We start from the raw sequence: 23,894 nt of genomic DNA on the forward strand, positions 1-23,894 counted from the left end.
TTTACTGCTGCATCAAGTAGGCTTTAATGAAGTCGTCTAGTTCTCCATCCAGTACATTTTGCACATCAGTACGCTCTACTCCGGTTCGGTTGTCTTTCACCAATTTGTAGGGGTGTAATACGTAGTTTCTAATTTGCGAACCAAAGTCTACCCTTTTCTTTTCACCCTCCAGTTTGTCGCGTTCGGCATTGCGCTTTTCCATCTCCAGCTGATATAGCCTTGACTTTAGCAATGCCAAAGCCCGCTCTTTATTGTCTAGCTGAGAGCGTGTTTCGGTGTTTTCAATAACTATGCCTGTGGGGGCATGTTTCAGACGCACACCAGTTTCAACTTTGTTCACGTTTTGCCCACCGGCACCACCCGAACGAAAAGTATCCCAGGTAATATCTGCCGGGTTTATTTCTATCTCAATGGAATCGTCTATGACAGGATAAGCAAACACTGAAGCGAAAGAAGTATGTCTTCGTCCGCCAGAGTCGAAAGGAGAAATACGAACCAAACGGTGCACTCCCGATTCTGACTTCAGTTGGCCATAGGCGAATTCGCCTTCAAACTCCAGGGTACATGATTTGAGACCGGCTACCTCGCCCGGCTGGTAGTTAACCTGCTTTACCTTCATGCCATGCCGTTCTCCCCACATAATGTACATGCGCATGAGTATCTCCGCCCAGTCATTACTTTCCGTGCCACCGGCTCCGGGGTTTATTTCTATAATGGCGTTAAGTTGATCCTCTTCGCCACTAAGCATTTTTTTAAATTCAACCTCTTCCAGTACGTCTAGAGCTGTTTGATAAGCGGCTTCCACTTCGGCCTCTTCTCCTTCGCCCATTTCGTAAAATTCGTACAAGGTGTCCAGGTCATCTACAGCTTCTTTAGCTTTTTCGAAGCTTTCTGTCCATACCTTTTTTGCTCGAATGGTTTTAAGAATTTTCTCAGCCTCTTTGGGGTCGTTCCAGAAGTCTGGTTGGGCTGTCACCAGTTCTTCCTCTTCTATTTCTTTTTTCTTGACATCGTAGTCAAAGATACCTCCTCAAGGCCGTGATACGCGCCTTCAAGTCTTTCAACTGATCTGTGTTCATGAATAATTTTTTTGGAGCTGCAAAAGTGGTGAAACCGTTGGGGTTTTACAAGGAGTATGGAGCTAAGAAAGTATTAAGTGTTACTCTTCTTAGGGTAGAATTTTTCTCAACCCCTTAAAAGCAAGGAACAACGCTATGAAAAGGAGGAAAAGAACGGTAATGTTTTGTAGTGTGAGGGTCCAACCCAGGTTGGCTACATCAAGAAAGGGGTATGGATAAAAGTCCGATAGTTTACCCCTGCAGAGAATGTAAACTAAATAGATGCCCGGATAGGCCAATAGTTTGGGTAGATGGTTCCATTCAAAGGCCGTGCGAGTGGAGTAAAGCGCCCAGTAGAGGAATACTAGTATGGGGATTGCTGTATGGAGTAACTCATCTACTACCATTTGCAAACCTGTAGGCTCCCAAACATGGCGCAGTGCTATTTGGTACACGAGTCCCACCACAAAGATGTAGACGGTTACAAAAGTGAGTGATTCGGTGTGCGATAAAAAGCCTGGCATTTTTTTGCGGTTGAGGCTTAGTATGCCGAAGTAAAGGGCTACGAGCGTGTTGGTAAGAATAGTGAAGAAGCTGAAAAAACGGATAATCATTTCCGTAAGGCTTGTGGTGCGGTTTTCCAGCATCAAGTAGAACTGAGTAGCAACAGAAAAAAGAGCTAGTAAAGCAATTAGCGTGTGAAGTGTTTTTCTCATAGCAGGTAGCAGAAAATGGGAGTAGGCATTGGCCTGCAGCTACACTCAACACCAACTTCTAGCGCAAAACCAGATAGGCCTCAAACTTCTCCTTGGTTAAATCTACGCGTTTTCTCCTAAAAATCTTAAGCCCGTAGCCTGCTGCAACAAACGCACCGCTGGTTATGGTGGTGCCTTTGTCGAATGAAAAGTCGTTACCATCGATAATGGTATGATTAAACAGATCGAGAGCCAACAGGCCGTAACCGATGGTGGGGAGTAGGGCTTCGCCTTGCCGTAAAATCTGGGGGCGATTGGTAAAAGCGTTCTGAATGTCTATTTCCTCCAGCTGACTAATGAGAACAATGTTGTTCTCCAGCACAATGGTACTGTCTACAAAATCAGTTATCACGTCTTTGAAAAACTGATCCATTCCTTGCTGTCGATATACAAAAGTGTCGCCCACCCGGTATTCGTATCTTCGGGTAGAGCCCTTTTTTCTTACTAACAGATATTCCTGAGCCTCTAGGGCTGAAAATGAAAAAAGCAGCAAAAGAAAGTAAATTATTTTTCTGACTTTCATCTTGCTGCTAAGTAAGGCAAAAACTTCGTTAAAGCGAGTTAAATCTTATATATCCAACCGTGTTTATCGGCTATTTCGCCAGAACGTATACCGCTTAGTTGTTTAAGTATTTTTCTGGAGAAGAAGGAATCATCTGCAGCAGGCAGGTCATAAACTTCATCTTCGTAGCCTATGGTAGCAATAGGGGCTATGGTGGCGGCCGTACCCACTCCAAAAGCTTCTTTGAGGCGTCCTTCTTTAGCAGCCGCAACTACCTCAGCCACTGCCACTGGTCTTTCTTCTACTTTCACTCCCCATTCTCTTGCTATGGTAAGTACAGAGTCGCGGGTTATTCCTTTAAGTATTGTTCCTGAGGTTGGAGCAGTAATAAGCACATCATCAATCATAAACATGACATTCATGGTGCCGGACTCTTCAATGTACTGATGGGTTTTTCCATCGGTCCAGATGAGTTGGTCGAAGCCCATTTTTTGAGCCAAACGAGCAGGGTACAGACTGGCCGCGTAGTTGCCTCCGGCTTTGGCAAATCCTGTTCCACCTTCGAACGCTCTGGAAAATTTAGTTTCAATTTTTACTCGTACCGGTTTGGTGTAATACGATCCGACCGGGCCGGTAATGATCATAAATCTGAAATTCTCAGATGGTCTGATACCAATGTATTCGTCCATACCAAAGACAAATGGTCTTACATACAGGGCTGTGCCGGGGGCAGAAGGAACCCACGAAGCATCAATTTTGAGTAGTTCGTTAAGGGCTTCCATAAATAAGCCTTCGGGCACTGCAGGAATACACATTCGTTCTGCAGAAATGTTCAGTCGCTTGGCGTTAGCTTCCGGCCTGAATACTACTACTTCGCCATCTTTGTTGCGGTAGGCTTTCAGCCCTTCGAAAATGGTAATACCATAATGCAAGGCAGAATTGGCAGGAGAAAGCGAAATGTTTTGATAGGGGACTATCCGTAAATCTTGCCATTGGCCATCCTTATAATCGGCCAGAAACATATGGTCTGAATAGAGTCTACCAAAGGGTATATTGTTTTCATCGAGCTCATTAATTCGCGATTGAGTGGTTTTCTCTATTCTGATGGCAGACGTTTCTATCATGATTAAAGGGTTATAGGTAGTGTACAAATTTAACTAAAAACAGGCTTGGTGCAAACCGTGTCGTTTATGTAAGATTCTCTAATTCAGTAAGTTATATTTCTGTTTATCAGAATATAATATGCTGAACGACTGGTGTTTCGGTCAAATATTCCGCAATTAAATCTTTTTGCCTAATAAATTTTGGGGCAATTTATTTCTTACGGGGCTCCCACTTCACTTCTTCGGCATTCAATTCCTGAGCCATAAGCCGGCCTAGCACAAAGAGGTAGTCAGAAAGGCGGTTGAGGTACTTAATTACCAGAGGAGAAACCTTTTCCTGATCATTTAAAGCTATGCATATGCGTTCAGCCCTTCGGCAAACACAGCGGGCGAGGTGGGCAAAGGATACCGACTGATGACCTCCGGGGAGTACAAAGCTGGTTAGCGCAGGCAGTTGCTCATCCATTCGATCCATCTCTGTTTCTAGCAGGTCTATATCGCTTTCGAACAAGTCGGGTTTAACTACTTTGTCTTTGCCGGGTTCGGTAGCCAGGTCGGCACCAAGAGTAAAAAGCCTGTCTTGAATGGTTTTGAGAATGTCTTTTCTATTTTGATTCACCGGCTGATCGCGGAGGAGGCCTATATAGCTATTTAGTTCATCGACTGTGCCATATGCCTCAATGCGTATGTGTGCCTTTGAAACACGAGCACCACCCAATAATGAGGTGGTGCCTGTATCTCCGGTTTTGGTATATATCTTCATGCAACTGTTCTGTTTCGAGGGGCTTAAGTTACAGATTTAGCCTCAAAAACAGCCGGTTGAACCCCTGTTAATGTTCTTCCTGATTGGCCATTTGTGCCTTCAGAATATTCACTTTGGTAGGGTTATGGTTTACTTCATCTTTTTCAATGAGGCCGTCTCTCAACCTTACAATTCGGTGGGAATACTGGGCAATATCGTCTTCGTGAGTTACCATAATAATGGTATTGCCTTTTTCGTGTAGCTGGGCAAACAGATCCATAATGTCGTAAGACGTTTTGGTATCAAGGTTACCGGTTGGCTCATCGGCCAAAATAATAGACGGGTCGTTTACCAGTGCTCTGGCAATGGCTACACGTTGCCTCTGACCACCCGATAGCTCATTGGGTTTGTGATGAGCACGGGTATCGAGACCAACTCCGGCTAAAGCAGCCATGGCTTTCTCCTCTCTTTCCGCCTTGCTATATCCGGCATAAATAAGCGGAAGGGCCACATTTTCCAACGAAGTAGCTCTTGGTAAAAGGTTAAAGGTTTGAAATACGAAACCAATTTCTTTGTTTCTGATCTCTGCCAATTCGTTTTCAGTCATATCAGATACATCTTGTCCATTGAGAATGTACTGACCTCCTGAAGGGGTATCCAGGCAGCCAATCATGTTCATAAGGGTAGATTTACCGGAACCGGAAGGCCCCATAAAGGCTACGTATTCACCTTGCATGATTTCTATGCTAACCGACTTGAGTGCTCGGATGGTCTCGCTGCCCATCTGGTATATCTTGGAGATGTCAGATGTCTTGATTACAGTTTTGCTCATATTCGTTGGACGTATCTAAATGCCGAAAAGTTTAATACAATACTTGTTTATTATGTAAATGGTTTAAACCCTGTGTTACCGATGTTTATTGTGTTTGGGGTATCGCCAATGGGAAAAGTGCTTGTGTATGGCTGAAAACCTATTTTTCACTTTCCCTCTAAACAAAAGAATCAAAAGATATTGGAGCACTGAAAAGACTTTCCGTGAACGGAAGAGGTACAGGATTACAGGCTCATGTCTGGCATGAGTTATAGAAGCCCCCGTCTATTGGTGTAGTGGTTCGGAAGCTTTTTACTGGTTTAAAGTGGGTGCGTTTCGTTCGAGTAGCCGCTCGAACTCCTTACGAATGGTCTCAAGTTTTTCCTGACTCACCAGGGTCTCGAGCTTTTCAAAACTTGTTTCGGCAAAAGTTCTAAAACGGTTTTTTGCGCACAGGAAAATGTATACCTCGTGAAACTCAGCTGAGTTGGGATTAACCTTCAGGTTGTCTACCATAAGACTGTATAGCTTTTCTGCTTCGGCTCCTTCATTTTCTAACAAGTCAAAAGTCTGAAGCGTGGAGTGAGTGTCGAAGGCGTTTTTGCCGGCCAAATGTATGAGGCTATCGATATACTCTTGGTCAGTCAACTGAGCTTTGTTGTTTACTAGTGCTTTGAGTTCTTTACTAAAATCGGCTGCCCGATCGTAGTTTTTAACTGTTTTAAGATCTTCCATAAAGTCTAGAAGACCTTGTTCATTATAACCTCTTTTGCGAGCATTGTTAATACACTCAACGGTGAGGTTGGCCTGTCCCTGATCATAGGCCCAAATGGCCTTTACATAGTAAGGGAAGGCGGCTGCTCCGTAGTCGGAAGCGATCACTTCATCGATACTTAAGAAAGCTTTGGTCACTTCCCCCGCATGGTAGTAGGCAAAGCTGAGAGCGGTTTGCAAAAATGTATTGTAGGCCAGGTTTTTGGGACTGCTTTGATAGTAGGTGATGGTTTCAATGAGTTTTTGGGCATCGGGTCTTTTTTGTGCCAGAGCGGCATTATATAAGTAAAAGAGAGTTTCGCGGCTCAGAAGGGTGTCGGGGTGAAGCTCATGGTCGAAGGGGAAGTATTGGTTTTGAGCGTTGGCCAGAGCCTGCCTATTTATTTTGAGGTGTAGGTCCTCAATATACTCATACTGAATGGTGGTGTCGAAATCAACTAGAGCCGCTACATCATAATTCAAGGCCGAAAGATTGGCTTCGCCCACCATGGCAGCATTTTGCCGGGTTGAGCTAAAGTACTTATAGGCCGAGTCATAGTTTTGATATTCGTAATGAGCCATGCCCAAATTGTTCCTTGCCTCAGGGCTTTGTTCAATTTCAGGTGAATACATGAGTGAACTAAGGCTGCGGTAGAGATCGCTGTTTTGAGCATAATAATTACCCAGGGCTACTCGGGCTTTGGCATTGGGCCGACCTCTCACAATAGCCGAATAGTGCTGGGGTATTTCTTCTTTCTCCAATGCTGAGGTAGCCAATTGAGCCAGCGCATAGTTGGAACGGTAGTTATAGAAGTCGAAGAAAACACTTTGACGGTAGTATTGAGTAGCCAAAAGCTTGTTGTCTATTTTTTCAGCCAGGCAGGCCAACATGGCATATTGCCCCGCTTTGGCCTGATAGTATGGCCGATATTCTAAATAAAGGAAACCGCCTACTACTAGTATTATACTGAACAACCGAACGGTTAGCATGGGAGTACGCGGACCTTGAAAGAACATGTGCCACACTTGTATGTTTTGTAGCAGTGGAGGAATAAAGTTGATTAAAGCATAGATGAAGAACGCTGCACCAAAAGCTAAATGGCTAATAATGATTACCCATTCCAGCGCGTTCTGCAGGGAATCTATGGCATTAATTTTAGCATAGGCCATAAGTCCCAGGGTAAGTGCGCAAGCCAGCGGGTAAAGCCATTTTTTAAGGACAATGATATCTCCTCCTACATTAATCGTTGCGATCTTTTGATCGAAACATAAGTAACCGGAAACCATGGAGGCCAGGAGCAGGGTGAGTGGTTCAACTAAGTAAAGAGAGAACCTGATATCTTCATTTTTTTGAGCGAAAAGAAGGCCTGTGAGGCCAAGGTATATGAGTCCTACGATGCCAAAGTGCATAAGCCCATTTTTACCTTTGGGAGCCCCTTGGGTGGTGAGTTTAAATAGGCTAAACAGGTTGTCGCCTGCTATAAATACAATAAAAAGAGCTGCCCATAATAGTGGACCCGTTATACCGAATGATAACATAACAACACCGGGGTATTGCATATTGGGCAGCCAATGAATGAGTGCCAGAAAGGTACCATAGAAAAGGGTCATTGAAAGCGTTCTTGTGAGAACACTGGATTGTCTTTTAAAAGCATGAAAAAAGTAGCTTAGCAGCAGATAACCTCCAATTAGCCCATAGGTTAGGTATGGGTGCGCCACTCCTAGTTCTTCTAGTCTTAATTGTATGAAAGCAAAAATGAGTAATCCGGAAAAAACAAAATAGCTGAAGCGGTTGAGGTAAGTAGATGCCACAGAGCCTACAATGAGCAATATCATAAAAATGGCTAGTAGGGCATACTGAGGCCATAATAGATACTGCATTTCCCCGGTAGTGAATTTTTGCCAGCTTATAATCTGGTCGGCCACAACCCCGGAAGGTTTGCTGTTCAGTTGAAAGTATTCTAACAAGAAGGGGCGAGTTTTGAGAGTCGACTCTACTTGCCAGGGCAGCACAAGATTATCGCCAACCCACCAGGCATATCCAACCCATAGAAGGGCAAGTATAGCCAGAGTTATGCATAGTGTCTTTAGTAGGTTAAATGCGGTGGTATTCAAGGTACAATGGTTGTTTGATGAACAGTCAACGCCAAATAAGACTAATCATTTCGTTTCATAACCTGTGGAACTATAAAGAACTTGCCGTCCTGTTGCGGGGCATTTTTCAATGCTTGTTGCCTGTCAATGGTTGCTTCGGCTTTATCCGCTCTGAGCACATTAACTTCCCCGGTCATATGGGTGAGCGGCTCAACGCCCTTCGTGTTTACCTCGCGAAGCTTTTCTACCCAGTTCAATATTTCTCCCATGTCTTTTAACAGTTGATCTTCTTCTTCAGGCCTAATGTTCAGCCGGGCAAGATGAGCCACTTTCTGTAGGGTTTCCTTATCTACTTTCATAACTGTTGAGCGTATCTTCTATGACTTTCCGGACTTCTTTTTTTAGCTTTTCCACGGCTTCATCGCCAGTGCCTTCAGGCCAAATGGGTTTGTGTACAACCATTTCGATACGGCCTGGGTGCATGGTTAGAGGCGACTTGTCTGGCAAAAGTAGGTGATTATAGGGAATGCTGACGGGAACAATGGGGATTTGTTCGTTCACTGCAATACGAAAGCTACCTTCTTTAAAAGTAACAGTGTGTGGAGGGTTTTTGGTGAGTATGCCACCTTCAGGAAAAAAAACCACACTAAACCCTCTTCTTATTTCTTCCTGAGCTTTTAGCCAGCTTTTGTGTCTGCTTTTTAGGCTGGCTCTATCTACTAAAATGTGAAGCCTGCTATACATGAAGCCCCAAACCGGCACTTTTTTTAGCGAGGCCTTGCCAATGAATTTAAATTTATGGTTGATGAGTCCTAAGCTTGGAATATCGAGGAAAGAGGTGTGGTTGGCACAGAAGATGTACCGCTGCGATGCTTTCGGTTTCGCTCTATATATAACCCGTGTACGATTGAGAAATAGAAAAAAGAAGAATAACCGAGCCCACACATGATTGATAAAAGGTGCTATGCCTTCAAGCGGGCGAATAAAAATGGCCAAAAGAAAAAATGGTAGAAGCACCAAAAAAATAAGCGCAAATACCAAAAGGCCATAGAAAGAATATAACCTAAGGAGTACTCTTCTCATAAAGTGGCGAAGATAGGGAAAATGATTTTGGATTGGTTTTCATTTGTTTATCATATGCAAAGCCGCCTGATATACATAGTCCCAAAATGCATCTTTGTCTTTTTCTGCAAAAGTGGCTTTTTCAAGAGCGGCATGCATGTGTTTGAGCCAATGGGTGGCTTCTTCTTTACCAATTTGCCATTGAAAGTGTCTACGCCTGAGCATGGGATGGCCGCGTTCATCGGTATAGGTTTGTCTTCCACCTAAAGCCTGTATAAGGAATAGCTTGAGTCGGTTTTTGGCAGGGAGTAAGTCTTCGGGATACATCGGGCGGATCAGTTCATCCTTTTCAATTCCATTGTAGAAATCATCTACCAACCGGAGTATGTTTTCTTCGCCTATGCGTTCGTAAAGGGTTTGTTGTTCGGGCATATTGTTCGGGAGATTCCTGACATTTTTCTTCCTCCTCAAAAATGGGAAGAAAAATTCTGGAATAACGTTGAGAGTTAGGTAGTTCTTAAAGCTTGATCGAAGTCTTTCACTAAATCATCAATATTTTCAATGCCAACAGAAACTCTGATTAATGAAGGAGTGATGCCATTTTTCAAGCGGTCGGCTTCATCCATGTTGGAGCTACTCATAGTGTACGGGTGAGAAACCAACGTTTCCGTACTGCCCAACGAAATAGCCAGGTGAGCCAATTCCAACGCGTTGAGAAACCTAAAGGCTTCCGCTTCTCCACCATGTACTTCAAAGGCAATCATAGCACCACCGGAGTTGTTTTGTCTTTTGAAGAGCGCATATTGTGGATCGCTCTCAGGCATAAGTCCCAGGTAGTATGTAGCCTTTACTTTGGGGTGAGCTGCAAGGTATTCGGCCAATTTATGAGCATTACGCGCCTGTTTTTCCATTCTCAGGCCAATGGTTTCCATGCTTCTGGAGAGTAACCATGAGGTAAATGGTGAGGCGGTATTTCCCAGAATGGCTCTTTTCTGTTTCACCAGCTTCATTAGCTTTTCACTACCACTGGCTGCTCCTGCTATAATGTCGCTATGGCCTCCAATGTATTTGGTGGCCGAGTAAAGGTTAATGTCTGCACCATGCGCAAGTGGTTGCTGAAACAGGGGGCCCATGTAAGTGTTGTCTACTGCAATTACAGCATTAGGGGCCAGTCTATCCCGAAGCTTTCGCACCATTTCAATATCTACCAGTGTGAGTGTAGGGTTAGCAGGGGTTTCAAGGTAAATCATCTTTAGTTTATCCCTTTTGGGGTGGTTGGCAAGTAGTTGCTCAACTTCTTTTTGGGTGGCGCCTCGCTCCATTTCAGCCCACTCAATACCCATCTGCACCGCATGTTTTTTTATAAAGGTATCCGTTCCGCCATAGAGGGGAGAAGACATCACAATTAAATCACCGGCCTGGCAAAAGCTAAGAATAGTAGTGGAAATGGCTGCCATACCACTTTCAAAAAAGGCAGCATCTTCTGCTCCATCCAGTTGAGCCAACCGATACTCGGCAGTTATGGCATTAGGGTGATTGAGGCGAGTATAAATAAGACTCGCATTTCGTTCTTCCAGAGGGATGTCTCCGGAAGCATTCATAAAGAATGCTTTGCCTTCTTCCGCGGTGTTGAACTTAAAGGTGGATGTCTGATAGATGGGGGGCTTTATGGAATTATAGGCCGAAGAAGGGTCGTGCCCTCCTGAAATAGCCCTACTCTCTGCAGAATATTTTTCGTGTTTCATTTTTTCTTAGTTCTTACCTGCAACGATGTGCCTTGCTGGCTAACCACCTCAATGGGTTGTCCGGCTTCAATATACTCTCCACGGGTGTATGCATCGTACAACTCATCGTTTATTTCTACTCGGCCACTTGGTCTTAGAATAGTAGCTGCTACTCCTTCTTTACCCACCAGGTCTTCATTATAAAAAGTGGCAGTATATCCCTCATCCTTGCGCTGAGTGGTGGTAAGTGCTATTCGCTGAAACATACTGGTTTGGGTGAGTCGATAGCCCATTATAATGAGTAGAACCACCGAGCCAAACACACCTAAGCCAACGGTGGCAGCAGCTTTGGTTATTTCTTTGGTGGGTACATAATCGAAGTTAAAGTTATCGTTGCCCAACATCATGAAAATAAGCGACCCTACCGTACAAATTATGCCGGCAATGCCGGCTACTCCAAAACCTGGAATGACAAAGACCTCCAGAGCAATGAGGGCCAGTCCTACAAAAAACACAGCTATTTCCCAGTTGGCCGCCAGACCATTGAGGTAGTATGGCACAAGGTACAGAACGAGTGCAACTCCCGCAGCAGCAAGAGGAAAGCCTACTCCAGGGGTTTGTAATTCAAAGAATATTCCTCCGGTAATTACAAGAATAAGTAAACCGCTTACCACTGGATTGAGAAAGAAGGCAATGATTCTTTCAGTTCGGGGAAGTGTATATCGAATCAGTTGATAGTCTACAATTTCGTTCTTCTCTAAAATATCCTGGATACTCGCTACCTCGGCTTCGCAATACCCGTGTTTTAGGGCCTCAGAAGTAGTAAAGGTGATTACTTTCCCTTCTTCAGTTATACCCTCTATCACCACCCGGTCGTCTACCATGCCCTCGGCAATGAGCGGATCGCGCCCATTTTTTTCTGCTGTTGATCGCATTATTCCCCGCATATACGACTGGTATTTATCGGGTGCGGCCATGCCATCGGTGCCATTAACCACCGTAGCAGCTCCAATATTTGCACCGGGAACCATGTATATGCTATCGCAAGCAATAGAAATAAGTGCTCCGGCACTAGCTGCATCGTTATTTATAAATACCCAAACCGGTTTTTCATAATCTAAAATTCTTGTGCGAATGTCGTTCGCATCAATAACCGCTCCGCCATAGGTGTCCATTTCAATAATAATGAGGTCGGCCTCCTGTTCAGTGGCCTGAGTAAGGGCAAGGTCTACATAACGGTTCATGCGTGGGTCAATATCTCCCTTAACCTCCATAAGGAATACCTTTATAGTTCCTTCCTGGTACTTAGCCTGTTCACTCGCCCAGCCGGTAAAAAACAGTAATACGACACTTAAGCCTATTATTGATCGGGTAATGTATCTGATGCCTTTGTTCCCCACTTTATTCACTTATTTTTGTTCAAATTACAAAGAAAGCCAGTGTCTTCGGTGCTAAACCTTAAATTTTCACAACCGTTTGAATCGCCCGTTTGGGAGGTGAAATGTCATGATGATAAGCTGCTGATTAATACACGCAACCATGAGAATTTTCATTCTGCTTTTGCCTTGGTAGATCTTAAAAAAAAGGAGCTGTTGTGGCAAGGCCTGGAGTTTGAAGATCCTTGGTGGGTTAGTGCTTACCATCTGTACAACAATGTGGTTGTTTTTCAAAAGTTTGAAGATACCCAAAACATTGAATCTCGATCGGTGTTTGGGTTTGACCTCCAAAAGCAGGAGGTAGTTTGGAGTTTGGAAAATGTGAAATTGTTAGGCGCGCAAAATCGCTTACTGTATTTGACAATGCCGGAAGCTGAAGAGAAGTTGAGCTTTGATGTGCTTAAAGGTGACTGGACAGAGGCACAGAAGGTTGATAGAGAAGTGCCGCTGGAACAATATCCTGTTCATTATGAGGTCGATAATCCTTACTTTGAAACATTGGCCAGGTTTTTGGATTTGAAGGCCGGGCTAGAATTAAAAGGCAGTTGTGACTATCTGGAAGCGAGTGGAACGATTTTTATAGCCGCCAATCATGTGATGGATGAATTAAAAGCGTTAACTCTGTGTGTCTTCGATGAGAGCGGCAACCTTTTGCTTCGTGAATCGCTAGATAGTGGAGTGAAAGGGCTGGTCTCCGGGGCTTTTTTTATAGTTCAAGACGCACTTATATTTGTTACCGGAAAGAACGAGTTGAAGATTTACAGCATTGATGAGAAAAATTAGTTACACGATTGTATTTGGTATAGTATGCATGGGTGCCTTATTTGCGCAGACCGATTCCTTAGGTATTGAGCGTCAGGGCGATAAGGTGTTTGTAATTCATAAAGTACAGGCTCAGCAAACCTTGTATAGTCTTTCGCGCAGGTACAAAACAACCGTATCCGAAATTAATAAGGCAAATCCTGTTTTGGCCAACGGCCTGCAAATAGGGCAAACCCTCAAGATTCCCTATGGAGGAGAAGTAATATCGCCCGATGCGGAGGTGACCAAACAGACCAAAGAGGTTACTCATACGGTTAAAGCCGGAGAAACGCTTTTTGCCATTGCCAGAAAGTATGAGGTGCAGGTTTCAGATATTAAAAACTGGAATAAACTTCCCTCTAATGCAATAGACTTGGGTCAAAAGCTCATTATTAAGAAAGATGTGCTGGTACCTGTTGAAAAAGATACACCGATGGTAGAAACCACTTCTCAGGCCGAAACCAAACGTATCAATACGCCCGATTCAGTGAAAACCTCTGAGGTTCCGTTCAACAGTGCAGCCTCACTACCAACCACCAAAGTGCAACCAAAAGAAGAGCAACCCGAGGAGGTAAATTATCCGGGTACACCCTTTCAGCAATTCCAGAAGGAAGGATTGGCGGAGGTGATTGATGAAAGCGAACCGTCTAATAAGTTTTTTGCCCTGCACCGAACTGCAAGAAAAGGCACGGTAATAAAAGTGAAAAACCTGATGAACGATCTTACGGTGTACGTTCGTGTAATCGGAACCATTCCTGAAACCTCAGAGAATGAAGACATCATCATTAAGCTTAACCAAAGGGCCTATGATCACCTGAAAGCGGTTGATAAGCGCTTTAGGGTGCAGATTACTTACGTACAGTAGATGCATACGGAAGCTTCGGCTCTCAGAGATTTCCTCGATGCCAAGGTTGAAGAATACAACCAGCCTGGATTTATTGAAAATGACCCGATAGTAATACCACACGCCTATAGTTTGCTACAGGATATTGAAATTGCTGGTTTTTGGGCATCTATATTGGCCTGGGGGCAGCGTGTTACTATTATAAATAAGTGCAAAGAGCTGTTTGCTCTTATGGATAATGCACCGTACCAGTTTGTGCTCCATCATTCTGAAGCAGACCTGAAAACATTGCTTCGGTTTAAACACCGCACCTTCAATACTACAGATACGCTCTATTTTGTGGCCTTTTTTAAACATTACTATCAACATCATAATAGTTTGGAAGATGCTTTCCTAATGGGGTTACAAGAGAATGATGCTGATGTAGGAAACGCCCTGACTCATTTTCACGATTTGTTTTTCAGTTTACCGGATGCTCCGCAACGTACCCGAAAACACATTGCTACACCGGCTAGAAAATCGGCTTGTAAACGGATAAATATGTTTCTCAGGTGGATGGTGAGAAGAGATAATAAGGGAGTAGACTTTGGCCTCTGGAGGCGCATAAACCCATCTCAGTTGGTTTGCCCCTGCGATTTACATGTGGAACGAGTGGCCCGAAAGTTAGGTCTAATTACCCGAAAGCCAACAGACTGGCGAATGGCTCTTGAACTCACCAGCAACCTTAAGACATTCGATGCACAAGACCCTGTGAAGTATGACTTTGCACTGTTTGGCCTGGGAATAGAAGAAAAGTTTTAGTGTGGATAGGGTTAACCACAACAAAGGCTATTGGCCCGGACTTTAAAATTTAGCCATACACTGCCGATTTTATTGTCTCCAAAGAGCAGGAGCTTTTCTCCATTCCTCCAGAGAAGCCAAATGTTCCTTATTAATGTAGCCCATTTCAATGGCCTGTTCTAGCATTATACTATAGTTGCTCAGGCAGTGAAGCGTGATGTTGGCTTTCTGAAAATTTTCTTCGGCTAAAGGAAAACCATAAGTGAAAATGGCTAACATGCCCAGTACTTCGTAACCGGCCGATCTTAGTGCCTCAGCAGCTTTCAGTGAGCTGCCTCCGGTAGAAACAAGGTCTTCTACCACCACCACTTTTTTGCCCGGATCTACTTTGCCTTCAATAAGGTTTTCCATACCATGGCCCTTGGGTTTGGACCGCACATAAATAAACGGTACTTCTAACAAATCGGCCAACAAAGCTCCCTGCGGAATACCGGCAGTAGCCACTCCGGCCACGGCTTCTACTTCCGGAAAATATTGCCGGGCAGCATCAGCTAGTTTTTCTTTAATAAAAGTTCTGGTAGCCGGGTAAGAAAGCGACATACGGTTGTCGCAATAGATGGGAGACTTCCAGCCGGAGCTCCAGGTAAAGGGATTTTCTATATTTAACTTAATGGCCTCAATAGCCAGTAGGTCTGAAGCAATTTTTAAGGCCGTGGTTCTGTCAGCTTGTAGATTTTGCATGCCGCGAAGTTAGTAGATTTTTTTTCTGAAATTGACAGGAAGTTCATTCACCTTGTTAGCGAATTTTTTTTCATATTGACCCCGAATCTACTCAATCCATGAGGATCTATATTAAAGACAAACCTCTCAGAATTAAAAAGCCGGATGAAGTGGGTGATCTGGCGCAGTTTAACGGTATTGTCGAAGATGATGATCTGCTGATCAACGAAAAGTTGTTCAAAGGTAATCTGCTCATTCGAAATGCTACCCATAGTACCATTAAGTCGGTTCTCTTTATAATGCACAATAAGAAGCTCAAGAATTTGTCTTCTATTACTGTGCTCACAGAGAACTATGACGAGGCAATTGACTATATCAAGAGTAAGTTTAAAATACTGAAAGCCGGAGGGGGAGTGGTATACCGCGATGGTAGTATTTTGCTCATTCACCGACTGGGGAAGTGGGACTTACCTAAAGGTAAAATTGAGAAGGGCGAGTCTTTTGTTGAGGGAGCCAAGCGTGAGGTGCAGGAGGAGTGTAATATTAAGGTAAGAGTGAACCAGAAAATATGCACTACTTGGCATACATATACCAAGGGAGATAAAAGCATTCTTAAAAAGACCGTTTGGTATCTGATGGACTGCCTCGATGATTCCAAAATGAAACCTCAGCTGGAAGAAGATATAGATGAAGTACGTTGGATGAGCGAGAACGAGCTGAATGTAGCCCTCTACAACACCTACATGTCAATAGCTCATGTCTACAATAAGTTTAAAAAACTTAAAAAGACTCAGAGTGTATAAGGAAGGTATTTTTGAACATCTCCACCGTAGCGATGCACCTCGCGAATAATCGATGAATTGACAGCCGCCAACTCCGGTGAGGTGATTAGAAAAATGCTTTCTAGCTCGGTATTGAGATAGCGGTTTACCTGAGAAATGCTATTCTCATACTCAAAGTCAGTAGTGTTGCGTAACCCCCTAAGTATTACACTGGCGCCAATTTTAGAAGCCAAAGAGGCCGTGAGTTCGTTGTATACAACCACCGATACCTGAGGCACATGAGCAAAGGTTTCTTTGATCTTTTCTTCCATGTAGGAGATATCGAAGTAGCGGTTCTGCTTTTGGCTGTTGTAGCCTATGCCAATCACAATTTCGTCTACAATTTTAAGGCCTCTCAATACAATGTCTTCATGGCCTTTGGTAAATGGGTCGAACGAACCCGGGAAAATCGCTATTCGCTTCATTTTTTATGGCTTTGGATTGGTCTTTAAACCGTATTCCCGAAAATAACTGAATTTTATGGAATGCCTCCTTACCACTAACGATCAATTGGTAGCGGATAATTATAAGTTGGCCAGCACTTCAAAATACTCCTGATCTTCCAACTCATTGAATATGGGGTGCATAAGCACTCCTTCCGGGCGTTTGCCTAACTCAATGTGACGAAAGTATTTCTTTAGTATGGGCATGTTAAGGTCTACTTTTTCCTTAATTCCATGAAGTATGATGGGGGTAGACTGGCCTTCGGCACTAAACTGCTGCAGGGTCAGAAGAATGAGCTTGGTCAGGTGTTTGGCATCAGTAAACCGAAACTGATTGTATATGGCCAGTCTTTGTAGGTTGTAGCCCACAACTTGCACATCGCTGTTGTTTAGTGTAAGGTAAAGGCTGGCCGGAGCTTTACTCTTTATTTGCTTTTGCAGCCCTTTGAGGTAAGCTACAGACTGGTGGTTAAAATAAAGCGAAAGCTTGGGGTATTTTTCTTTAAACCACTGCTTTAGTTCTGTGAGATAGCCAAAAGCCACGGCCGCACCCACATCGTCCAATACCTTAAAGTGGTATTCGTCTTTATTGGGGTCCGTTACCTCATTGAGTTGAACATAGTCTTTGCACAAACTCCGGTCGAAAACAGGAACCGGAACCAGTGCAAACTGTCGGTTTCTCACAAACACCTGAATCTCTTTCCAAAAGCCAGCAGCAATCAGAATATGATCGTCATAAATGGTATTGAGATTTTCAATTAGGCTTTTGGCCGGGTTTAGCTCTCGGTTTTCAAAGAGCAATAGTTGTTTCTTTTTTACATCGAATACAGTGATTTGGCAATCAATATCCGACACAAAAAAAGAAAGGCGGTATTGACTTATTTTGTCAATATCCAGCCTTTCGTCTTTTATTGATATTATTTGAGAAGTCTCGGCTGCTCGCACAGTTTAGTTCCAGTTACCAGCAGTAGTGATATCAGTTTTAGAACCGAATCGTAGAGGTCTTCTCTTTTCGATTTCATGATCTTCAGTTCTTGTTCTGTCGAACGGATAAGTATCTACAACCTCAATGTAGTCTACACTCACTCCATTTCTTACAGAGTCTTTTGCATACAAAGAGAAGTATTTGCCGGGTGCATGAGGCAACTCAGGCAAAGTTCTTGGGTCAAAACCTGGTCGGAACAAAGAGTCTTTTACCGGTACAGCACCAATGGTGTCGTAGATAAACTCAGACTTCTCGGCACCGTAGGCAAGCATAGTGATCTTCTCAGTTCTCTGAATCAGATAGATTTTTCCGGTATCAACATATGCGATCAGTTTCTCCCAGGTGTCTGCGTAGTCACCATATGTTGCATGGTAGGCAGTCTGAGCGTCTCTGATTTTTTCAAGCTTGGTTTTCACCATGTTTTCTATTCTTTCAATCTCTTTTGCTTCGAGAATGGTGGTATTAATGCTGTCATAGAGCAAATACCCAACGCCTAAGGCGATGATGAAGAATAGAATCGTGAGTACTTTAGTTAGGTTCATCTTGGAGGTTGAATTTTCGTAAAATTAACTAATTTATTAGGTAATCTATAGTTCTGCGACCGCTATTTTATGGATAATTAATGAAATTTGAAATAACCTTTTAGATTAATCAATTCATTCAGGCTCTTTACGTTTTGCAATACATAGTGCAAACTACTCATTTCCGTTTCTTGTACTTTCTTAAGATCGTAAAATCCTATTTGCGTAAGCAGTTGAGCATCAACATCCATCTCAGGGTCGGTGCCTAAAATAGGAGTACCGGAACAAATTTCTACTTCAAAAAAGAGTTCTATGCCATGCAGGGGAGGATCTAAATATTCATGAACAAAAAGAAATTTTTTTATGGCAATGGTACAGCCTGTTTCTTCTTTGAACTCCCGAATGAGTGCTTGTTCGGCTGTTTCTCCATAGTTCATTCCACCTCCGGGAGGAGCCCACAGCCCATTGGCTACCCCTAAAGCCCTGTGGTGTACTAGCAGCAGTCGGTTGTTTTCAATACATATGCCACACACCCTTACCCTTAATTTTTGCCCGTATTGCAATTCAATTTGATCCTGAATTTTGCCCATGGTTCTTCGTGGCTAAGGCCTTACCAATATATTTGTGGAAAATAGATTATGGTAAAGGTATTCAATCAGAACTATAAAGCACGAATTAAGAAGTTTTTGGAGCGGCAGCACTTTATGAAGCTGGTGGGCTTCGATCTGAACGTGATCGATGAAGGAAGAACCGAAGGATGGTTGGAGCTTAGAGAAGAGCACCAGCAACAAACGGGTTTAGTACATGGCGGGGTAACAGCTACTGTAGCCGACATAGTAGCGGGATTTTCGGCCTACACGGTGGTTGCTGAAGATCAGCATGTGGTAACAGGAGAAATAAAAATATCGTATTTCGCTCCCGGCCGGGGGCAAAAGCTTTATGCCAAAGGCTGGGTGGTGAAACAGGGTAAAAAAATGAACTTCTGTGAAGCTGAAGTTTGGTGTATAGATGGTGAAAAAAGAACTCTCATTGCCAAAGCCACTACCACCATGGTGACTTTGTTTTCTGAAGATGTAGCGAAAAGAAAATCATAAGATTGGCCAGGCCTTCGGAAATACTGCTGCAAAAATTTCCCTTCCAGCCAACAGAAGGCCAGAAGAGGCTTTTTAGCTTGTTTGATGACTTTTTACTCAACAAGCGACTCCACAAACCTGTGTTGGTTCTTAAAGGCTATGCAGGAACCGGCAAAACAACAGTGGTAAGTGCTATTGTTCAGACGCTTCCTTTTTTTCAGTTTAAATATGTGTTAATGGCACCCACCGGCCGAGCGGCCAAAGTCATGTCGGGTTATAGCAAACGAACGGCTTTTACAATTCACAAAAAGGTTTTTCAGCAAACCGCAGAACCCGGTGGAGGGCTGGAGTTTAAAAGACAGTCCAACTATCACAAAAACACCGTGTTCATAGTCGATGAGGCCTCTATGATCTCAGATAGTGCCGAGTACGGACAAAAGGGCTTGCTCACCGACCTTATGGACTATGTGTTTTCACAAGAGGGAAATCGCTTATTGCTTATTGGAGACACAGCACAGTTGCCTCCGGTCGGTAATTTGGAAAGTCCGGCTTTAGAAAAGCCTTACTTGCAGCATCATTTCAAAGCTGAAGTTCAGAGTTTGGAGCTTACAGAGGTTATGCGTCAGGATGAGGACTCGGGCATTCTTTACAATGCTACCCATTTACGCAGTGAATTGCCGAAGGAGAGTTTTAGGCTGAAGCTTACTACGGGACGTTTTAAGGATATTTTTAAAATGACAGGAGAGCGGTTGGAAGATGGCTTGCGCTATGCCTACGATAAGTATGGGGTAGAAAATACAGCCATCATATGCCGAAGCAATAAAAATGCTGTTCAATACAATCAGTATATACGAAGGGCCATACAGTATAGGGAAGATGAACTGGAGGCCGGAGATATTCTTATGATTGTGAGAAACAACTATCATTTTTTACCGGAGAATGCACCGGCCGGTTTTTTAGCCAATGGCGATTTTGTAGAGGTATTGAAGATAAAGCGTTTCGAAGAATTGTATGGCTTGCGCTTTGCCGAACTATCGCTTCGCCTGCTCGATTACCCCGACCAGGAGCCGTTTGAGGCAAAGGTGATTTTAGACACACTCTATTCGCCTGAGGCTTCTTTGAACGATAAGGCGTATAAGAATCTCTATGAACAGGTGGCGGAAGACTATGCAGACCTAAGCACCAAACGGGAGCGCGCCAAAGCCCTTAAGAGCGATCCTTACCTGAATGCACTGCAAGTGAAATTTGCCTATGCCCTCACTTGTCATAAATCGCAGGGAGGGCAGTGGGAAGCGGTTTTTGTAGATCAGGGTTACCTAACCGAAGAAATGGTTAATCAGGAGTATATACGCTGGCTCTATACGGCCGTGACCCGGGCTACTAAAGAGCTTTATTTGGTCAATTTTCACCCCAGATTCTTTTAGCCGCAGGCCAAAAGCGCAGACTAGCCGGGAGTCTAATAGTACCTACAAAGCCTTATTGGCACCAATCAGAAGGAATATCCATCCTGCAATAAAGGCCAATCCACCAATGGGAGTAATAGCCCCGAGCCAGGTAATGTTGGTCAAGCTAAGGGTATAGAGAGAGCCGCTAAAGACCAGAATACCCGCTACAAAAGCCCAGGAGGCGTAGCTAAAATAAGGGGTGTTGGTGTGTAGCATTATGAGACCAACAAGCAGTAGGGCCAAGGTATGATAGAATTGATATTTAACGGCAGTTTCGTAGGTTTCAATTCGTCCGTTGGCAGTGAGGGTAGCCTCAAGTCCATGAGCTCCAAATGCTTCCAGGCCAACACTCAAGGCTCCGAGTACACCGGCTAATATTATTACTGTTTTTGCGGTCATTTCACTTCTTGTTTTATCCTATAAAAGGTCGGTTAATGATAATTTCGTTCACCAAATATGGCACTACCCACACGAACCATGGTACTGCCTTCTTCCAACGCAATCTTATAATCTCCCGTCATGCCCATAGAAAGTTCTTTCATTTGTACTTTCTCCGAACGGAAGGCTTCTGCTACTTCATCGAATAAATTTTTGAGGTAGCGGAATTCGCTTCTCACCTGTTCCTGATTTTCTGTATTGGTGGCCATGCCCATAAACCCAACTATGCGTATATTCTCCATTTCTGCCAGGTCTGGAGACTTTAGCAGATCAAAGAGTTCGTCTTTATCGAGTCCGAACTTTGTTTCTTCACTGGCAATAAAAATCTGAAGCAGGCAGTCGATTACCCGATCGTGCTTCTGTGCTTGTTTGTTAATTTCCCTGAGCAGGCGCAGGCTGTCCACTCCATGAATCAGGTGAACAAAAGGGGCAATGTATTTGACTTTGTTTCTTTGCAGGTGGCCAATCATGTGCCATCGAATGTCTTTAGGCAGTGCTTCATACTTGGCCGTTAGCTCCTGAACCTTATTTTCTCCTAAATCTCTTTGTCCGCATTCGTAGGCCTGTAACAAATCGCTGTTGGGCTTAGTCTTACTCACGGCAATAAGCCTTGCCTTAAACGGAGCTAGTTCCTTATTAAAATGTGCAATATTTTCTGCAATACTCATTAGGATGCTTTTTAATGTGGAGTTTAGATTTCTATTATATTTGATTGCCCGAATGGGGCGCAATTTAGCATAAAAACAGCTGCTTGAGGCTTACTGTTCAATAAACCGAAATAAGATATATGCCAATAATTGGATCGATTTTAAAGAAGGGGATAAAACTGCGCGAGACACTCGAACAAGACTACACTTCTCCCTATGATCTGCAAAAGAAAGAGTTATCTAAACTACTCATAAGCGCCAGGAATACGGCATTTGGAAGAGAATATAATTTTGTTGGCATTCTTGAACAATTCAGAAGCTTTGGCCAACACGACTTCTACGAGAGATTTAAAGAGAATATTCCTATTCACGATTATGATTCGATGAATGATAATTGGTGGTATAGAGTGCGCGAGGGAGAACCGGACGTAAGCTGGCCCGGCAAAACCAAATATTTTGCCCTGAGTTCAGGCACATCAGGAGCTTCTTCGAAGTTTATTCCGGTAACCAAAGACATGATCCGGCAAATTCGCAAGACCGGCACAAGGCATATTTATACACTTTCTAAGTATGATTTACCCGATAAGTTCTTTCAGTCGGGCATGCTCATGCTGGGAGGAAGTACTTCGCTCAATTTTTCAGGAAATTTCTACTATGGCGATCTAAGTGGTATTACTACCGGTCAGCTTCCTCTTTGGATCCAGGGATTTTCCAGGCCGAGTCCAAAAATTAAGAAACACAAAGATTGGGAAACCAAGCTTGAAGAGATTGTGGAGAATGCTCACAAATGGAATATTGGTATGATGGCGGGGGTGCCTGCCTGGATGACCATTTTGCTGGAGCGAATTATAGAGAAAAATAAGCTCAATAATATTCATGATATATGGCCCAATCTTGAGGCTTTCGTACATGGAGGTGTGGCGTTTGAGCCCTACAGAAAAGGTTTTGACAAACTGCTAGGTAGGCCAATTCACTACATTGATACTTACCTGGCTTCAGAAGGCTTTATTGCGTTTCAGGATTCACCCGGAAAGCGCTCCATGAGGCTTATGCTCAATGGCGGTATTTTTCTGGAGTTTGTGCCGTTTAACGAGCAGAACTTTGACGATGAGGGACAAATAAAACCCGGGGCTCAGGCACTCATGGTAGATCAGGTAGAGGAAGATAAGGAATATGCTCTCCTTATTTCGACAGTTTCCGGTGCTTGGCGCTACTTAATAGGCGATACCGTGAAGATTGTGGATAAGCATGCTTCGGAAATTATTATTACGGGCAGAACAAAGCATTTCCTGAGTCTTTGTGGCGAACATCTTTCGGTAGATAACATGAACAGAGCGGTGCAAATGGCCGCTCAGGATTTTGACATAGTTGTTAAGGAGTTTACAGTGGCCGGTTTACCGGACGGAAGCCTCTTTGCCCATCATTGGTACGTTGGTGTAGATGGTACGGTAGATGAGGAAGCTCTACGACTGAAAATTGATGAATACCTTAAACAACTGAACGATGACTATGCAGTAGAGCGCAAACACGCTCTCAAGAATATTTATCTGAAAGTACTGCCCAATGAGGTCTTTTATGGGTGGATGAAATCGATTGGAAAAGAAGGAGGACAAACTAAGTTTCCTCGTGTACTTAAAAGGGAAAAACTCGAAAGCTGGCTTGCTTATCTGAAGCAAGCTTAAGCACTGGTCTATGGATATTGTTGTTAATGGATTGCTTTTTGGCCTGTTACTTTCTGTACTAATAGGTCCGGTATTTTTTGCACTCATACAAAACTCTATTGAGAAGGGGTTTTCTTCGGGGCTTTTTATGGCCATGGGTATTGCCCTTAGCGATAGCTTTTATATTGTGGTTACATACCTGGGGGTATCGCAACTGGTAGATAATGCCTCTTTCAATATTTGGTTAGGAGGAATTGGCGGGAGCATTATGTTGGTGTTTGGTACAATTTACCTACTTAAACCTGTGCCCCAGAAAGGACTCAGGCAAAAGCATCAGGAGTCTACCAAATGGTTTCAGCAAATATTAAAGGGGTTTTTCCTCAACGGGATTAACCCCTTCGTGTTATTTTTCTGGCTGGGCATTATTAGCAAGGTTACACTGGACTTTAAGTATACCAATGGTGAGGCGATCTCCTTTTTTATTGTACTCATAGCCACTGTGTTTATGGCCGATGTGGCCAAGTCTTATTTTGCCACCAAACTAAGTCAAATAGTAACGCCAAGGTTTATGAAGATAATGAACCGGGTGGTGGGGTTGGCTTTGTTACTCTTCAGTGTAAAGCTTTTTAATTTTGTGCTCGAGCAAAAAGGCATGGCCTTGTTTTAATTTCATAA

27 protein-coding genes are annotated in these 23,894 nt (G+C 43.6%); 8 read left to right on the forward strand and 19 right to left on the reverse strand.

Going from position 1 to position 23,894, the window contains the following annotated elements; genetic code table 11:
* Position 1: 1 nt before the first annotated feature.
* The 12 genes from prfB to IE164_RS11370 form a co-directional block, all read right to left on the reverse strand.
* Positions 2–1,079 (reverse strand): peptide chain release factor 2 gene (gene prfB, locus IE164_RS11315; RefSeq protein ID WP_189630347.1). Its coding sequence is split into 2 segments (ribosomal slippage): positions 2–1,018 and positions 1,020–1,079, totalling 1,077 coding nucleotides; the frame shifts between segments, so codons are not numbered across the junction.
* An 89-nt stretch (positions 1,080–1,168) separates the two neighbouring features.
* Positions 1,169–1,774 carry a Pr6Pr family membrane protein gene (locus IE164_RS11320; RefSeq protein WP_189630348.1) on the reverse strand — a complete coding sequence of 202 codons (606 nt, stop codon included), beginning with the start codon at positions 1,772–1,774 and terminating at the stop codon, positions 1,169–1,171.
* Positions 1,775–1,832: 58 nt separating this feature from the next.
* Positions 1,833–2,336 (reverse strand): hypothetical protein, encoded by a 504-nt coding sequence (locus IE164_RS11325; RefSeq protein ID WP_189630349.1) that lies wholly within the window; start codon positions 2,334–2,336, stop codon positions 1,833–1,835.
* A 38-nt stretch (positions 2,337–2,374) separates the two neighbouring features.
* Entirely contained in the window at positions 2,375–3,439 is a 1,065-nt protein-coding gene (locus IE164_RS11330; protein WP_189630350.1) for a branched-chain amino acid aminotransferase, read from the reverse strand.
* Positions 3,440–3,629: 190 nt separating this feature from the next.
* On the reverse strand, positions 3,630–4,181 hold the full coding sequence (locus IE164_RS11335) for a cob(I)yrinic acid a,c-diamide adenosyltransferase (RefSeq protein ID WP_189630351.1): 552 nt from the start codon (positions 4,179–4,181) through the stop codon (positions 3,630–3,632).
* Between the two features lie 67 nt (positions 4,182–4,248).
* Complete coding sequence (locus tag IE164_RS11340) at positions 4,249–4,992, reverse strand: ABC transporter ATP-binding protein (RefSeq protein ID WP_189630352.1); 744 nt, start codon at positions 4,990–4,992, stop codon at positions 4,249–4,251.
* Between the two features lie 291 nt (positions 4,993–5,283).
* Entirely contained in the window at positions 5,284–7,839 is a 2,556-nt protein-coding gene (locus IE164_RS11345) for a tetratricopeptide repeat protein (protein ID WP_189630353.1), read from the reverse strand.
* A 41-nt stretch (positions 7,840–7,880) separates the two neighbouring features.
* Positions 7,881–8,177 (reverse strand): Asp-tRNA(Asn)/Glu-tRNA(Gln) amidotransferase subunit GatC, encoded by a 297-nt coding sequence (gene gatC, locus IE164_RS11350; protein WP_189630354.1) that lies wholly within the window; start codon positions 8,175–8,177, stop codon positions 7,881–7,883.
* Positions 8,164–8,901, reverse strand: coding sequence for a lysophospholipid acyltransferase family protein (locus IE164_RS11355; protein WP_189630355.1), 738 nt, complete (start codon positions 8,899–8,901; stop codon positions 8,164–8,166). Before IE164_RS11355 ends, gatC begins: the two co-directional genes overlap by 14 nt.
* 39 nt (positions 8,902–8,940) lie before the next feature.
* Positions 8,941–9,312 carry a globin domain-containing protein gene (locus tag IE164_RS11360; protein ID WP_189630356.1) on the reverse strand — a complete coding sequence of 124 codons (372 nt, stop codon included), beginning with the start codon at positions 9,310–9,312 and terminating at the stop codon, positions 8,941–8,943.
* A gap of 74 nt (positions 9,313–9,386) precedes the next feature.
* Positions 9,387–10,625, reverse strand: a complete 1,239-nt coding sequence (locus IE164_RS11365) for a trans-sulfuration enzyme family protein (RefSeq protein ID WP_189630357.1) — start codon at positions 10,623–10,625, stop codon at positions 9,387–9,389.
* Positions 10,622–12,004: an NfeD family protein gene (locus IE164_RS11370; protein WP_373299013.1), complete on the reverse strand. Its 1,383-nt coding sequence runs from the start codon at positions 12,002–12,004 to the stop codon at positions 10,622–10,624. Before IE164_RS11370 ends, IE164_RS11365 begins: the two co-directional genes overlap by 4 nt.
* A gap of 48 nt (positions 12,005–12,052) precedes the next feature.
* On the opposite strand from IE164_RS11370, the gene IE164_RS11375 reads away from it, so the two are divergent.
* From IE164_RS11375 to IE164_RS11385, 3 genes are read left to right on the forward strand one after another with little or no spacing between them, the layout of a single operon-like run.
* A complete protein-coding gene (locus IE164_RS11375; protein WP_189630358.1) occupies positions 12,053–12,823 on the forward strand; it encodes a DUF4905 domain-containing protein in 771 nt (256 codons plus the stop codon).
* Positions 12,810–13,706: a LysM peptidoglycan-binding domain-containing protein gene (locus tag IE164_RS11380; RefSeq protein ID WP_189630359.1), complete on the forward strand. Its 897-nt coding sequence runs from the start codon at positions 12,810–12,812 to the stop codon at positions 13,704–13,706. The genes IE164_RS11375 and IE164_RS11380 overlap by 14 nt, the downstream gene beginning before the upstream one ends.
* Entirely contained in the window at positions 13,707–14,486 is a 780-nt protein-coding gene (locus IE164_RS11385; RefSeq protein ID WP_189630360.1) for a TIGR02757 family protein, read from the forward strand.
* 69 nt (positions 14,487–14,555) lie between these two features.
* Here the strand turns inward: IE164_RS11385 and pyrE are convergent, their stop codons facing one another.
* On the reverse strand, positions 14,556–15,206 hold the full coding sequence (gene pyrE, locus IE164_RS11390; protein ID WP_189630361.1) for an orotate phosphoribosyltransferase: 651 nt from the start codon (positions 15,204–15,206) through the stop codon (positions 14,556–14,558).
* Between the two features lie 98 nt (positions 15,207–15,304).
* Between pyrE and IE164_RS11395 the strand changes: the two genes are divergently transcribed.
* Positions 15,305–15,988: an NUDIX hydrolase gene (locus IE164_RS11395; RefSeq protein WP_189630362.1), complete on the forward strand. Its 684-nt coding sequence runs from the start codon at positions 15,305–15,307 to the stop codon at positions 15,986–15,988.
* Here the strand turns inward: IE164_RS11395 and coaD are convergent.
* From coaD to IE164_RS11415, 4 genes are all read right to left on the reverse strand, one after another.
* Positions 15,976–16,431: a pantetheine-phosphate adenylyltransferase gene (gene coaD / locus IE164_RS11400; RefSeq protein WP_189630363.1), complete on the reverse strand. Its 456-nt coding sequence runs from the start codon at positions 16,429–16,431 to the stop codon at positions 15,976–15,978. The two genes, IE164_RS11395 and coaD, sit on opposite strands and share 13 nt — an antisense overlap.
* A 99-nt stretch (positions 16,432–16,530) precedes the next feature.
* Entirely contained in the window at positions 16,531–17,394 is an 864-nt protein-coding gene (locus IE164_RS11405) for a DUF3822 family protein (protein WP_189630364.1), read from the reverse strand.
* 3 nt (positions 17,395–17,397) lie between these two features.
* The gene (locus tag IE164_RS11410; RefSeq protein WP_189630365.1) at positions 17,398–17,976 is read right to left on the reverse strand and encodes a hypothetical protein; all 579 of its coding nucleotides are present in this window, start codon (positions 17,974–17,976) and stop codon (positions 17,398–17,400) included.
* Positions 17,977–18,053: 77 nt separating this feature from the next.
* Positions 18,054–18,545 (reverse strand): NUDIX domain-containing protein, encoded by a 492-nt coding sequence (locus tag IE164_RS11415; RefSeq protein ID WP_189630366.1) that lies wholly within the window; start codon positions 18,543–18,545, stop codon positions 18,054–18,056.
* A 48-nt stretch (positions 18,546–18,593) separates the two neighbouring features.
* Between IE164_RS11415 and IE164_RS11420 the strand changes: the two genes are divergently transcribed.
* Positions 18,594–19,049 (forward strand): PaaI family thioesterase, encoded by a 456-nt coding sequence (locus IE164_RS11420; protein ID WP_189630367.1) that lies wholly within the window; start codon positions 18,594–18,596, stop codon positions 19,047–19,049.
* Positions 19,050–19,051: 2 nt separating this feature from the next.
* Entirely contained in the window at positions 19,052–20,452 is a 1,401-nt protein-coding gene (locus IE164_RS11425; protein ID WP_189630368.1) for an ATP-dependent DNA helicase, read from the forward strand.
* Between the two features lie 42 nt (positions 20,453–20,494).
* On the opposite strand, the gene IE164_RS11430 is transcribed toward IE164_RS11425, so the two are convergent.
* Together IE164_RS11430 and IE164_RS11435 are read right to left on the reverse strand one after the other, a co-directional pair.
* Entirely contained in the window at positions 20,495–20,872 is a 378-nt protein-coding gene (locus IE164_RS11430; RefSeq protein ID WP_189630369.1) for a DUF423 domain-containing protein, read from the reverse strand.
* Positions 20,873–20,904: 32 nt separating this feature from the next.
* On the reverse strand, positions 20,905–21,579 hold the full coding sequence (locus tag IE164_RS11435; RefSeq protein WP_189630370.1) for a YggS family pyridoxal phosphate-dependent enzyme: 675 nt from the start codon (positions 21,577–21,579) through the stop codon (positions 20,905–20,907).
* Positions 21,580–21,698: 119 nt separating this feature from the next.
* On the opposite strand from IE164_RS11435, the gene IE164_RS11440 reads away from it, so the two are divergent.
* Positions 21,699–23,240: a GH3 family acyl-acid amido synthetase gene (locus IE164_RS11440; protein WP_189630371.1), complete on the forward strand. Its 1,542-nt coding sequence runs from the start codon at positions 21,699–21,701 to the stop codon at positions 23,238–23,240.
* Positions 23,241–23,250: 10 nt separating this feature from the next.
* On the forward strand, positions 23,251–23,886 hold the full coding sequence (locus tag IE164_RS11445) for a LysE family translocator (protein WP_189630372.1): 636 nt from the start codon (positions 23,251–23,253) through the stop codon (positions 23,884–23,886).
* The last annotated feature ends 8 nt before the right edge of the window (positions 23,887–23,894 follow it).

Source organism: Roseivirga thermotolerans, from assembly GCF_014653175.1.
In the GTDB taxonomy this organism is placed as follows: Bacteria; Bacteroidota; Bacteroidia; order Cytophagales; family Cyclobacteriaceae; genus Roseivirga; species Roseivirga thermotolerans.

Bases quoted from the DNA above. Each gene is read 5' to 3' on its own strand.
- IE164_RS11330 (WP_189630350.1), bottom strand. From the start codon at position 3,439: ATGATAGAAACGTCTGCCATCAGAATAGAGAAAACCACTCAATCGCGA.
- IE164_RS11335 (WP_189630351.1), bottom strand. From the start codon at position 4,181: ATGAAGATATATACCAAAACCGGAGATACAGGCACCACCTCATTATTG.
- IE164_RS11395 (WP_189630362.1), top strand. From the start codon at position 15,305: ATGAGGATCTATATTAAAGACAAACCTCTCAGAATTAAAAAGCCGGAT.
- IE164_RS11410 (WP_189630365.1), bottom strand. From the start codon at position 17,976: ATGAACCTAACTAAAGTACTCACGATTCTATTCTTCATCATCGCCTTA.
- IE164_RS11340 (WP_189630352.1), bottom strand. From the start codon at position 4,992: ATGAGCAAAACTGTAATCAAGACATCTGACATCTCCAAGATATACCAG.
- IE164_RS11435 (WP_189630370.1), bottom strand. From the start codon at position 21,579: ATGAGTATTGCAGAAAATATTGCACATTTTAATAAGGAACTAGCTCCG.
- IE164_RS11430 (WP_189630369.1), bottom strand. From the start codon at position 20,872: ATGACCGCAAAAACAGTAATAATATTAGCCGGTGTACTCGGAGCCTTG.
- IE164_RS11355 (WP_189630355.1), bottom strand. From the start codon at position 8,901: ATGAGAAGAGTACTCCTTAGGTTATATTCTTTCTATGGCCTTTTGGTA.
- IE164_RS11420 (WP_189630367.1), top strand. From the start codon at position 18,594: ATGGTAAAGGTATTCAATCAGAACTATAAAGCACGAATTAAGAAGTTT.
- IE164_RS11380 (WP_189630359.1), top strand. From the start codon at position 12,810: ATGAGAAAAATTAGTTACACGATTGTATTTGGTATAGTATGCATGGGT.
- IE164_RS11365 (WP_189630357.1), bottom strand. From the start codon at position 10,625: ATGAAACACGAAAAATATTCTGCAGAGAGTAGGGCTATTTCAGGAGGG.
- IE164_RS11445 (WP_189630372.1), top strand. From the start codon at position 23,251: ATGGATATTGTTGTTAATGGATTGCTTTTTGGCCTGTTACTTTCTGTA.
- IE164_RS11440 (WP_189630371.1), top strand. From the start codon at position 21,699: ATGCCAATAATTGGATCGATTTTAAAGAAGGGGATAAAACTGCGCGAG.
- gatC (WP_189630354.1), bottom strand. From the start codon at position 8,177: ATGAAAGTAGATAAGGAAACCCTACAGAAAGTGGCTCATCTTGCCCGG.
- pyrE (WP_189630361.1), bottom strand. From the start codon at position 15,206: ATGCAAAATCTACAAGCTGACAGAACCACGGCCTTAAAAATTGCTTCA.
- IE164_RS11360 (WP_189630356.1), bottom strand. From the start codon at position 9,312: ATGCCCGAACAACAAACCCTTTACGAACGCATAGGCGAAGAAAACATA.
- IE164_RS11415 (WP_189630366.1), bottom strand. From the start codon at position 18,545: ATGGGCAAAATTCAGGATCAAATTGAATTGCAATACGGGCAAAAATTA.
- IE164_RS11385 (WP_189630360.1), top strand. From the start codon at position 13,707: ATGCATACGGAAGCTTCGGCTCTCAGAGATTTCCTCGATGCCAAGGTT.
- IE164_RS11320 (WP_189630348.1), bottom strand. From the start codon at position 1,774: ATGAGAAAAACACTTCACACGCTAATTGCTTTACTAGCTCTTTTTTCT.
- coaD (WP_189630363.1), bottom strand. From the start codon at position 16,431: ATGAAGCGAATAGCGATTTTCCCGGGTTCGTTCGACCCATTTACCAAA.
- IE164_RS11325 (WP_189630349.1), bottom strand. From the start codon at position 2,336: ATGAAAGTCAGAAAAATAATTTACTTTCTTTTGCTGCTTTTTTCATTT.